This window comes from Enterobacter sp. CFEC122 (assembly GCF_052983755.1).
Genome location: NZ_JBRIQR010000001.1, coordinates 109,865 through 121,893, shown reverse-complemented (window position 1 = coordinate 121,893; position 12,029 = coordinate 109,865). Strand labels below are relative to the sequence as shown.

The 12,029-nt window shown below is 57.0% G+C and carries 9 protein-coding genes; 6 read left to right on the top strand and 3 right to left on the bottom strand.

All coding sequences use genetic code 11. The annotated features are described in order from the left end of the window. Window positions 1-152: 152 nt before the first annotated feature. Together ACVCAM_RS00575 and ACVCAM_RS00570 are read left to right on the top strand one after the other, a co-directional pair. On the top strand, window positions 153-968 hold the full coding sequence (locus tag ACVCAM_RS00575) for a Cof-type HAD-IIB family hydrolase (protein WP_008501192.1): 816 nt from the start codon (window positions 153-155) through the stop codon (window positions 966-968). 151 nt (window positions 969-1,119) lie between these two features. Then, the gene (locus tag ACVCAM_RS00570; RefSeq protein ID WP_025912884.1) at window positions 1,120-2,376 is read left to right on the top strand and encodes a DUF1479 domain-containing protein; all 1,257 of its coding nucleotides are present in this window, start codon (window positions 1,120-1,122) and stop codon (window positions 2,374-2,376) included. On the opposite strand, the gene ACVCAM_RS00565 is transcribed toward ACVCAM_RS00570, so the two are convergent. Beyond that, entirely contained in the window at window positions 2,373-3,446 is a 1,074-nt protein-coding gene (locus ACVCAM_RS00565) for a LacI family DNA-binding transcriptional regulator (protein WP_025912883.1), read from the bottom strand. The two genes, ACVCAM_RS00570 and ACVCAM_RS00565, sit on opposite strands and share 4 nt — an antisense overlap. 288 nt (window positions 3,447-3,734) lie before the next feature. On the opposite strand from ACVCAM_RS00565, the gene ACVCAM_RS00560 reads away from it, so the two are divergent. Further along, window positions 3,735-5,036 carry an MFS transporter gene (locus ACVCAM_RS00560; RefSeq protein WP_025912882.1) on the top strand — a complete coding sequence of 434 codons (1,302 nt, stop codon included), beginning with the start codon at window positions 3,735-3,737 and terminating at the stop codon, window positions 5,034-5,036. A gap of 17 nt (window positions 5,037-5,053) precedes the next feature. Next, entirely contained in the window at window positions 5,054-7,417 is a 2,364-nt protein-coding gene (locus ACVCAM_RS00555; RefSeq protein WP_025912881.1) for a glycoside hydrolase family 31 protein, read from the top strand. Between the two features lie 83 nt (window positions 7,418-7,500). Here ACVCAM_RS00555 and ACVCAM_RS00550 read toward each other — a convergent pair whose 3' ends face one another. Then, on the bottom strand, window positions 7,501-9,096 hold the full coding sequence (locus tag ACVCAM_RS00550) for an ABC-F family ATPase (RefSeq protein WP_008501187.1): 1,596 nt from the start codon (window positions 9,094-9,096) through the stop codon (window positions 7,501-7,503). 222 nt (window positions 9,097-9,318) lie between these two features. Here ACVCAM_RS00550 and ldtB point away from each other — a divergent pair, with 222 nt between their 5' ends. After that, the gene (gene ldtB / locus ACVCAM_RS00545) at window positions 9,319-10,239 is read left to right on the top strand and encodes a L,D-transpeptidase (RefSeq protein ID WP_008501186.1); all 921 of its coding nucleotides are present in this window, start codon (window positions 9,319-9,321) and stop codon (window positions 10,237-10,239) included. Between the two features lie 242 nt (window positions 10,240-10,481). Further along, complete coding sequence (locus tag ACVCAM_RS00540; RefSeq protein ID WP_023615566.1) at window positions 10,482-11,291, top strand: glycosyltransferase; 810 nt, start codon at window positions 10,482-10,484, stop codon at window positions 11,289-11,291. A gap of 8 nt (window positions 11,292-11,299) precedes the next feature. Here ACVCAM_RS00540 and ACVCAM_RS00535 read toward each other — a convergent pair whose 3' ends face one another. After that, window positions 11,300-12,016: a GntR family transcriptional regulator gene (locus ACVCAM_RS00535; protein ID WP_025912880.1), complete on the bottom strand. Its 717-nt coding sequence runs from the start codon at window positions 12,014-12,016 to the stop codon at window positions 11,300-11,302. Window positions 12,017-12,029: the final 13 nt, after the last annotated feature.

Genomic DNA, 12,029 nt, shown 5'->3' with positions numbered 1-12,029 from the left:
GCGCTGCGCTTACCGGGCCTACAGAGTCTCCCCGTAGGCCGGGTAAGGCGAAGCCGCCACCCGGCTTTCTGACTTTCATTCGAAATTAAATTTGTGCTCCTCGTCACCTTGTTATTAGAATGTTTCAAAACGCAGTGACCCAGGAGCACAGTATGACCGTTAAAGTTATCGTCACCGATATGGACGGAACTTTCCTTGATGATGCCAAGCAGTACGATCGTGACCGCTTCCAGGCACAGTTTGAACAGCTTAAAGCCCGCGACATTGAATTTGTTGTCGCCAGCGGCAACCAGTATTACCAGCTCATCTCCTTCTTTCCGGAGCTTAAAGATCGGATCTCCTTCGTGGCGGAAAACGGCGCGCTGGTGTTCGATCGCGGCGAGCAGATTTTTCACGGCGAGCTGACGCGCCATGAATCGCAGATCGTGATTGGCGAACTGCTGAAAGACAAAGGGCTGAACTTCGTGGCCTGCGGGCTGGAGAGCGCCTACGTCAGCGATAAAGCGCCGGACGCGTTCGTGGCGCTAATGTCAAAGCACTACCACCGCTTAAAGCGCATCAGCGATTACCGCGACATTGACGACGTGCTGTTTAAGTTCTCCCTGAACCTGCCGGACAGCGACATTCCTAATCTGGTGGATAAACTCCACGTCTCCCTGGACGGCATCATGAAGCCGGTCACCAGCGGCTTTGGCTTTGTCGATTTGATTATCCCCGGCCTGCACAAAGCGAACGGCATCAGCCGCCTGCTGAAACGCTGGAAAATCTCTCCTCAAGAGTGCGTGGCCATTGGCGACAGCGGCAACGATGCCGAGATGCTGAAGCTGGTGAAATATTCCTTTGCGATGGGCAACGCGGCAGAGAGCATCAAAGAAATCAGCCGCTACAGCACCGATGACAACAACCATCACGGCGCGCTGAACGTCATCCAGGCCGTGCTCGACAACCATTCCCCGTTCGACGCCTGATCCTCTTCTCGCCGGAGCCCTGCTCCGGCACCCTCACTCATTTTCCCGTCCTGTGGCGCAGGTCAAGTTTTTAAACTTGCATTAACTTATTTTTAACTTAAAGTATCACTTGTAGACATTTTTACTTTCGAATGAAAGATGCGAGGCAGTTATGACCTTTACCAGTGAAACCTTGCCAGCGGATCACAAAGCGGCAATCCGTCAGTTGAAACGTGAATTACGCGCGCAGATCGGCGACGTGCAGGCGGTCTTCAACAAGCTCAGCGACAGCATTGCCACCCGAGTGGCGGAAATTAACGCCCTTAAAAATAAAGGTGAATCCGTCTGGCCGGTGATTCCGTTTAACGATGTGAAAAACGGCACGATTACCGACGCACAGCGCGAGGCCGTTAAGCGCCGCGGCTGCGCGGTGATTAAAGGTCACTTCCCGCGCGAGCAGGCGCTGGCGTGGGATCAGTCGATGCTCGACTACCTCGATCTGAACAAGTTTGATGAGGTGTACAAAGGGCCAGGCGATAACTTCTTCGGCACCCTGAGCGCTTCCCGTCCGGAGATTTACCCGATCTACTGGTCGCAGGCGCAAATGCAGGCGCGCCAGAGCGAAGAAATGGCGCAGGTGCAGTCGTTCCTGAACCGCTTATGGACGTTCGAGAGCAACGGCAAGCAGTGGTTCGACCCGGACGTGAGCGTGATTTACCCGGATCGTATTCGCCGCCGTCCGCCGGGAACCACCTCGAAAGGACTCGGCGCGCATACCGACTCCGGCGCGCTGGAGCGCTGGCTGCTGCCTGCCTACCAGCAGGTCTTTGCCCGCGTGTTTGACGGCAACGTCGACAAGTACGATCCGTGGAACGCCGCGCACCGTACCGAAGTGGAAGAGTATACCGTCGATAACACCACCAAATGCTCGGTGTTCCGCACCTTCCAGGGCTGGACGGCGCTGTCGGACATGATCCCCGGCCAGGGGCTGCTGCACGTAGTGCCGATCCCGGAAGCAATGGCGTACATTCTGCTGCGTCCGCTGCTGGACGACGTGCCGGAGGACGAGCTGTGCGGCGTGGCGCCGGGGCGCGTGCTGCCGGTTTCCGAGAAGTGGCACCCGCTGCTTATCGAGGCGCTGACCAGCATTCCTGCGCTGGAGGCGGGTGATTCGGTGTGGTGGCACTGCGATGTGATCCACTCCGTCGCGCCGGTGGAAGATCAGCAGGGCTGGGGCAACGTGATGTACATCCCCGCCGCACCGATGTGCGAGAAAAACCTCGCCTACGCGAAGAAGGTCAAGGAAGCGCTGGAAACCGGCGCGTCGCCGGGAGACTTCCCGCGCGAGGATTATGAAAAAACCTGGCAGGACCGCTTTACCGTGAACGATCTCAACATCCACGGCAAACGCGCGCTGGGCATGGTCTAGCTGTCGTACAGCCCTTCCCGCTCCACGGCGGTGCGTCGTTTCCCCTGACGTATCCGCCGTACCGATTCCCGCACGGCCAGCGTGCCGTTCAGCAGCAATGTGCCTACCGGCGCGTCCAGGCGCATGAGCCGCTGCTGGAGCATGTGTACCGCTTCCGTTCCCAGCTCATCGCGGGGAACATGCACGGCCGTTAATGGAACATCCTGAATCGCCGCCAGGTTAAAGCCGTCGATGCTCATCACCGAGACGTCCTGCGGCACGCGCAGGCCGTGGTTTTGTAAGGCGCTGATGGTGCCCGCCGCCATAAAGTCGCCGCCAACCAGGAACGCCGTCGGCAGGTCTTTTCCCTGCTGCTGATTTAGCCAATCGCTCACCAGCTGCTCCGTCTCTCTGGCGCTGAAGCTCGGCACCACCAGCAGATCGCGCTTGTCGTTGAACGCCAGGTTGTGGGACTGCCACGCGTCGCGGATCCCCGACAGGCGCAGCTCCATCGTGTAGCGACGCAGGCACAGCACGTTCATCACCTCGCGGTGTCCCATCTCGAACAGGTACTCCGCCGCCCGCTCGCCGATGGCGCGGTGATCCGGCGCAACGGCAGGCAGACGCATGTGCCGGTCGCGGCAGTTAATCAGCATGCAGGGTTTGCCCACGTCCACAGCCAGATCGTGGATATGCGGATCGTCAATACCGAGAAGAATGGCCGCCTGGGTATCCGGCTCGTTCATCCGCGCCAGAAACAGCTGGGCGTCGCTGTCGTTCTCCTCCAGCGCGCAGTAGCGCAACCGGACCTCGTGGGAGGCAAGTGCATTGCTCACGCTCTGGATCACGCGGTAGTAAAAGATGTCGGACCGCTCGTCGAAGGCGCGCTGCGGGGCAAAAACCACCAGGCTGTTAAGCAGCAGACGCCCGGCCGCCATGCCGTCCATTACCCCCAGCTCTCGCGCGCACGCCAGCACCTTTGCACGCGCTTTTTCGCTGGTATTCGCTTTCCCCGCCAGCACCCGCGACACGGTGCTGATGGAGAGCTGCGTGCGGGCCGCGATTTCGGTGATTTTTAGCCTTTTGTCCATTTTGTGATCTGGCTCCATTTGCGAAATGAAAAAATTTTCATAGCGTGTTTATCAGGCAATAACTGGCATAAATGCCATCATGCCAGAGTATTTTCGTCTGTTATGAGAAATTTTGCACAAAATCCACTTTTGCCCACTCATTTTCTTCCTTAAGGTGAACTTGTCACACAGCTTCCATACTAGTTGTATAGCAACTTAAGCATTATAAGCGGATAGAAATCAAAGGCATAACAATCTGTGTGACACCTGAACCTCCGTCCCCTTACCGTCCGTCTTGTGGAGAGTAAAATGAGTCAGGACATCAATAACACCATTGCGACAAGCAAAACCCGTCGCGTCATCAAGAACCTGCGCTGGTACATGCTGGTGCTGTTTTTGCTGGGCGTCACCGTTAACTACATCACCCGAAATTCCTTAGGTATTCTCGCTCCGGAGCTAAAAGAGAGCCTCGGGATCACCACCGAGCAATACTCCTGGATCGTCGGCGCGTTTCAGATCGCCTATACCATTTTCCAGCCCCTGTGCGGCTGGCTGATTGACGTCATTGGCCTCAAGATTGGCTTTATGGTCTGCGCCGGGATCTGGGCGCTGATGTGTATTTTCCATGCGGGCGCCGGAAGCTGGCTGCACCTGGCCATACTGCGCTTCTTTATGGGGGCTTCAGAAGCCGCTGCCACCCCGGCGAACGCCAAAACCATCGGCGAATGGTTCCCGAAATCAGAGCGTCCCGTTGCCGCCGGTTGGGCGGGCGTGGGCTTCTCCATCGGCGCGATGCTGGCTCCCCCTATCATCTACTTTGCTCACGCCTCGTTCGGCTGGCAGGGGGCGTTTATGTTTACCGGCGTGCTGGCGCTGCTGTGGGTGATCCTCTGGTGGGCGTTCTACCATAACCCGGAGCAGCACCCGAACCTGAGCAAGGACGAGCTGGCGTTCATCAAGCAGGATAACGAACCGGCGCCGGTCAAACTGCCCTTCCTGACCGCGCTGAAAACCGTTTCAAAAAACAAACGCTTCTACGGTATCGCCATCCCGGCCTTTATGGCGGAACCGGCCTGGGCGGTGCTGAGCTTCTGGGTGCCGCTGTATCTTGCCAAAGAGCACGGTATGGACCTGAAGCAGATTGCGATGTTTGCCTGGCTGCCGTTCCTCGCCGCCGACCTCGGCAGCGTGGCAAGCGGCTACCTGACGCGTCTGTACACCCGCCTGTTCGGCTGCTCCCGCGTTAACTCGGTCGTCGCCAGCTCCGTGACCGGCGCGTTCCTGATGATCTCGCTGGCCATCGTGGCCATTACCCGCGACCCGTATATCACCATCGTGCTGATCTCCATCGGCGGCTTCGGGCACCAGATCATCTCCTGCATGCTGAGCGCCCTGGTCGTGGAGTCGTTCGACAAAGGCCAGATGGCGACCGTCAACGGCATGCGCGGCTCGGCGGCGTGGATCGCCAGCTTCCTGTTCTCGCTGTTAATCGGTGTGACCGCCGACAAAATCGGCTTTAACCCGCTCTTTATCGCCATGGGCTTCTTTGACCTGATTGGCGCTCTCTTCCTGGTAGCATTTATTGCTGAACGTCGCGCCAAGCGCGCCTGATAGTGGATGTATTGCATATGAAAACCCTGAAAAACTGGACCGTTGATACGCAGTCGGCAAACCATCTTGAACTGCTGGTCGATAACCAGCACCGTCTGTGCCTGTATGTGCTGGAAGAGAACCTGTTCCGCGTGCTGATCAAACGCAAAGGCGAGCTGGCGCTGGACCGCACCTGGAGCATCGCACCGGAAAAAGACGTGCCGTGGGAAGGTCGCCGTCGTGACGATGTCAGCGGCTTCACCTGCCCGGCCTGGACGCTGAAGCAGCAGGAGGACACGTTAACGGTAGCAACCGAGCAGCTGCGCGTGACGGTCCACCAGCCGCTGTGGCTGGAGTGGCACTACCGCAATGACGCGGGCGAGTGGCAGCCGCTGGTCAACGACCGTCCCACCAGCGCCTACCTGCTGAACGCCCACGGCGACGGCGTGGCGCACTACCTCAGCCGCCGCAAGGACGAGCGTTTCTACGGCCTGGGCGAGAAAGCGGGCGATCTGCAGCGCAACGGTAAACGCTATGAGATGCGTAACCTGGACGCGATGGGCTATAACGCGGCCAGCACCGATCCGCTTTACAAGCACATCCCGTTCACCCTCACCCGTCGCGATGACGTGAGCTACGGTCTGTTCTACGATAACCTGAGCAACTGCTGGCTGGATCTGGGTAACGAGATCGACAACTATCACACTGCCTACCGCCGCTGGCAGGCGGAAGCGGGCGATATTGACTACTACCTCTTCACCGGCAAGCGCGTGCTGGACGTGACCAAAGCCTTCGTGCGCCTGACGGGGAAAACGCTGTTCGGACCGAAATGGAGCCTGGGCTACAGCGGCTCGACCATGCACTACACCGACGCGCCGGACGCGCAAAACCAGCTGATGAACTTCATCCGCCTGTGCGATGAGCATGCCATTCCGTGCGACTCGTTCCAGCTCTCCTCCGGCTATACCTCGATTAACGGCAAGCGCTACGTCTTTAACTGGAACTACGACAAAGTGCCGCAGCCGAAGGTGATGAGCCAGGCGTTCCACGACGCGGGGCTGCGGCTTGCGGCCAACATCAAGCCGTGTCTGTTGCAGGATCATCCCCGCTACAGCGAAGTGGCGGAACGCGGCCTGTTCATTCGTGATTCAGAAACCGATGCGCCTGAACGTTCCAGCTTCTGGGATGACGAAGGATCGCATCTCGACTTCACCAACCCGCAGACGGTGCAGTGGTGGCAGAACGGCGTGACCACGCAGCTGCTGGAGATGGGCATCGACTCCACCTGGAACGACAACAACGAGTATGAAGTGTGGGACGGGGAAGCGCGCTGCTATGGCTTCGGTCAGGAGATCGCCATCAAGCACATTCGCCCGGTGATGCCGCTGCTGATGATGCGCGCCTCGCTGGAAGCGCAGCAGCGCTTTGCGCCGGAGAAGCGTCCGTATCTGATCTCCCGCTCCGGCTGCGCCGGGATGCAGCGCTACGTTCAGACCTGGAGCGGCGACAACCGCACCAACTGGGACACCCTGCGTTATAACATCCGCATGGGGCTGGGCATGAGCCTGTCCGGACTGTTCAACGTCGGTCACGACGTCGGCGGTTTCTCCGGCGACAAGCCGGATGCCGAGCTGTTCGTGCGCTGGGTACAGAACGGCGTGATGCACCCGCGCTTTACCATTCATTCGTGGAACGATGATCACACGGTGAACGAGCCGTGGATGTACCCGGGCGTCACGCCTGCGATTCGCAGCGCCATTGAACTGCGCTACCGCCTGCTGCCGTATCTCTACACCCTGCTCTGGCAGGCGCACGCCGACGACGAGCCGATGCTGCGCCCGACCTTCCTCGATCATGAGCACGATGCGCAGACGTTTGAAGAGTGCGACGATTTCCTGCTGGGCCGTGACCTGCTGGTGGCCAGCGTCGTCGAAGCCGGGCAGCGCGAGCGCCGCGTCTGGCTGCCGGATAACGAAACGGGCTGGTACGATTTTTACACCCACGCGTGGTATGCGGGCGGCCAGGCGATCGTCCTTGATGCGCCGCTGGAAAAGCTGCCGCTGCTGGTGCGCGCCGGTGCCGGTTTGCCGCTCAGCGAACGCATCCGTCACGTGAGCGCCGATAAAGACGATACCCGTGAGCTGAAACTGTTCCCGGTGAAAGGCGTCGGCACCACCGCCGGGCTGCTGTTTGAGGATGACGGCGAAAGCTGGGGCTACCTGAACGGCAACGCGCTGTGGGTGGAATGGGAGATGGTGTGCGATGGCGCAACCATCAACCTGAAGGTGAACGCGCGGGGGGATTATCGTCCGGCGTGGAAGGCGCTGAAGGTATCATTACCGGCGGGGGAAAAACGTACGCTGCGGGTGAACGGGGTTGAAAGGAGTGAGTGGGTGCTCTGAACATTGCCGGGTGGCGGCTTCGCCTTACCCGGCCTACAAAGTCACCCGTAGGCCCGGTAAGCGAAGCGCCACCGGGCTTTTTTTTAGCCGTCGATACCTTTGCTGCGCAGGTAATCTTCGTAGTTACCGGTGAAGTCCACCACGCGCTCTGGCGTAATCTCGATCACGCGGGTTGCCAGCGAGCTGACGAACTCACGGTCGTGAGAGACGAAGATCAGGGTGCCCTGATACATCTCCAGCGCCATGTTCAGGGATTCGATCGATTCCATGTCCAGGTGGTTAGTCGGTTCGTCCATCACCAGGATGTTTGGTTTTTCCATCATCAGCTTGCCGAACAGCATGCGGCCTTTCTCGCCACCGGAGAGCACTTTAGCAGGCTTTTTGATGTCGTCCTGGCTGAACAGCAGACGGCCCAGGATGCTGCGCACCGCCTGCTCGTCGTCGCCTTCCTGCTTCCACTGGCTCATCCAGTCGAAGACGGTCAGGTCATTTTCGAACTCGTACTCATGGTCCTGCGCGTAGTAGCCAATCTGCGCGTTCTCGGACCATTTCACGGTGCCGTTGTCCGGCTGCAGCTCGCCGACCAGGGTTTTCAGCATGGTGGATTTACCCACGCCGTTGGCGCCCAGAATGGCAATCTTCTCGCCCACTTCCAGCAGCAGGTTGAAGTTTTTAAACAGCGGGCCTTCATCGAAGCCTTTGGTAAGGGCTTCCACTTCCAGCGCGTTACGGAACAGCTTCTTGTCCTGCTCGAAGCGGATGAACGGGTTCTGACGGCTGGAGGCTTTAACCTCTTCCAGCTTGATTTTATCAATCTGACGCGCACGCGAGGTCGCCTGACGCGACTTAGAGGCGTTGGCGCTGAAGCGGCTAACGAAGGACTGCAGGTCGGCAATCTGCGCTTTCTTCTTGGCGTTGTCCGCCAGCAGACGCTCGCGCGCCTGGGTGGCGGCGGTCATGTACTCGTCATAGTTGCCCGGATAAACGCGCAGCTCGCCGTAGTCCAGATCCGCCATGTGCGTACAGACCATGTTCAGGAAGTGACGGTCGTGCGAGATGATGATCATGGTGCTGTCGCGGTCGTTGAGCGTCTGCTCCAGCCAGCGGATGGTGTCGATGTCCAGGTTGTTCGTGGGTTCGTCGAGCAGCAGGATGTCCGGGTTAGAGAACAGCGCCTGAGCCAGCAGCACACGCAGCTTCCAGCCTGGCGCAACTTCGCTCATCGGGCCGTAATGCTGTTCAACCGGAATGCCGACGCCCAGCAGCAGCTCGCCCGCACGCGCTTCCGCAGAGTAACCGTCCATCTCGCCGTACTGCGTTTCCAGATCGGCCACCTTATAGCCATCTTCTTCGCTCATTTCGGCCAGCGCGTAGATGCGATCGCGCTCCTGCTTCACTTCCCACAGCTCCGCGTGCCCCATGATCACGGTGTCCAGCACGGTGAACTCTTCGAAGGCGAACTGATCCTGACGCAGCTTACCGATACGCTCGTTCGGATCGAGCGACACGTTGCCGAGGGTCGGCTCCAGATCGCCGCCGAGGATCTTCATGAAGGTGGATTTTCCGCTACCGTTGGCGCCAATCAGGCCGTAACGGTTGCCGCCGCCAAATTTGACGGAAATGTTTTCGAACAGCGGCTTACTGCCAAACTGCATAGTGACGTTGCTGGTAACTAACACGGGGAGATTCCTGCGAAAAGTGTGATAAACACGGCATTATGCCACAATTCCGAATTGAGATCCCGTGTTGCGGCAATCCACTAAACTTTAACAAAATCGAAAAAAATGTGATTTCGTACACATCTGAATTCCCAGTGAGCGGGAATGCACATATAATGCGCTCCCATCACAGATTCAGACTTATCAACTCATCGCCAGAATGGCTTAGATACCTCGCACAACATGAACATGAAATTAACAACGCTTTTTGCGGCGGCGTTAGCCGTAGTAGGTTTTTGTAAGACCGCGTCTGCGGTGACGTATCCCCTGCCGACCGACGGAAGCCGTCTGGTGGGTCAAAACCAGGTGGTGACGGTGCCTGAGGGTAACTCTCAGCCGCTGGAGTATTTCGCCGCGCAGTACCAGCTGGGCCTGTCTAACATGCTGGAAGCGAACCCGGGCGTTGACCCGTATCTGCCAAAAGCAGGTACCGTGCTGAATATTCCTCAGCAGCTGATCCTGCCGGATACCGTTCATGAAGGTATCGTGATCAACAGCGCCGAAATGCGTCTGTATTACTACCCGAAAGGCACCAACACCGTTATCGTGCTGCCAATCGGTATCGGCCAGCTGGGCAAAGATACCCCGCTGAACTGGACCACCAAAGTTGAACGTAAGAAAGCGGGCCCAACCTGGACCCCTACCGCCAAAATGCACGCGGAATACATCGCTGCGGGCGAACCGCTGCCAGCCGTTGTGCCAGCCGGCCCGGATAACCCGATGGGTCTGTATGCCCTGTATATTGGTCGTCTGTATGCGATTCACGGCACCAACGCCAACTTCGGTATCGGCCTGCGCGTGAGCCACGGCTGCGTGCGCCTGCGTAACGACGACATCAAGTTCCTGTTCGAAAACGTGCCGGTCGGTACGCGCGTGCAGTTCATCAACGAACCGGTGAAAGCGACGTCTGAGCCAGACGGCAGCCGCTACATCGAAGTGCACAACCCGCTGTCCACCAGCGAAGACCAGATCAACAACAACGAGATCGTGCCGATTACGCTGAACAGCGCGGTGCAGTCCGTGACCTCTCAGCCTGACGTGGAAACCACCATCGTCGACCAGGCGATTCAGAACCGTTCCGGTATGCCGGTGCGTCTGAACTGATCAATCTGAATCTTTAAAGTACATTATAAGACCTCGAAATCTCGGGGTCTTATTACTCCGCGATACCCACTGCACTCATCGTTTCTGAACAGCAATTATTGCCGTAATTCCCATTCTTGCCATTTTCTGCCAACCCGGCGTGGTTACATCTGATCCTCTAAGTGTTATGATGCGCCTACTTATAACATCAGTTTAATCTGTATTTATAGGGTCTTTTTATTTCCTGGAGCACACTTAGTACAATGATCAGTATTAACTTAACAACAACAAAATCGCGCCTTTATCTCTGTTCGCAGACAGTGTGGTCACTAGCGAACCAGAGTAAAAAAGTCGATCAAATTGTTGTATGGGTCTCCAGTACACCTTATCTCAGTGATGAAGGCATCACTGAAGAGCCTGAATGGGCGCAGAAAATTCGCCAGACAGGTACAAACCTGGTTTTTAAATGGGTTAAAAACACCGGGCCTTATCGTAAATTGTTTCCTGCGTTACAAGCGGCAACGGAAGAGGATATTCTGATTTATGCCGACGATGACGCCATTTATAACGAAATGTGGGCAGAAACCCTACTAGATGATTTTTACCACCACAATCAGGAATATGTGGTTGCTGCGCGCGTGCGCGAAACGGTAAAGAAGAAGAAAGAACTTCTTGATACCTATCGTAATTTCCCGCTTATCACTGTGCCAAAAGTTGTTAAGCAAAACTATATCATCACCGGTCTTGGTGGCGTTGTCCTCAAGAAAAATATGATTCCGGAGTATTTCCATTTTAACGAGGATTTTATTCGGGTTTGTCCTCGCGCAGATGATATTTGGATCAGCAAACTGATTCAGCTCACCAAAACACCGGTCTATGTTTCTGCAAAGAGCATTCGTTTTGTTCATGAGATAATTCATGATTATGGATTATCACGCGACAATACCAGCAAAATAAAACGATCCTGGATCCAAAAAATCCGTTTTACATTTAAGCCGGGTCATATTCAGCATCTGTGTCAGAACGATCTTTACATAAAAGATACAGACAGCTATTTCGAGTCGTGTGCCTGAAGGACGGACTATCCGTTATTCACGATAACAATCCCGCCGTGGTCGTACCGATAGTGGCAGTGGGCATACTCCAGCGGCGTGCCATCTTCCAGATAAATGACCTGCTCCACCTCCAGCACCGGATCGGTTTCCTCACAGACCAGATGCTCTCTGTCCAGCGCGCTGGGCTTTAGCGCCCGCACGACCCGGTATGATCCCATAATTTTCAGCCCCAGGGTTTCCTGAACGTACTGAAACACTGACCCTTCAAGGTGGTTTTTCGTCAGGCCCGGCACCAGATTCATCGGCATCACCGTGGAATCCAGCGACATCGGTTCGCCGTTCAGTAAACGCAGGCGAATGAAGTCGTAGATCGGCGCATCGGCGTTAATCATCAGCGACGCCTGCTCTTTTTCGTTCGGGAAGCGCAGTTCGAAATGCACCACCTGGCTCGTGACCGTACCCAGATGCGCCCAGGTTTTGGTGGCACCGAAATAGTCGCTGCCGGAGAGATCCCACTGCGAGAGCTGGAGGAAGTTTTTGCGGATGAACGTCCCTTGCCCCTGACGGGTGTAGACCAGCCCTTCGACGATCAGCTGGCGCATCGCCTGCTGGATGGTCATCCGGCTGGTGCTGAACTCCGCCGCCAGCGCAAACTGGTCCGGGAGCGGTTCATTGGCGGCGTACTGCTGGCTGATAATGCGTTTCTTGATTTCCCGCGCTATGGTGATGTACTTCGCCGCCATCGTCCTTCCTTAC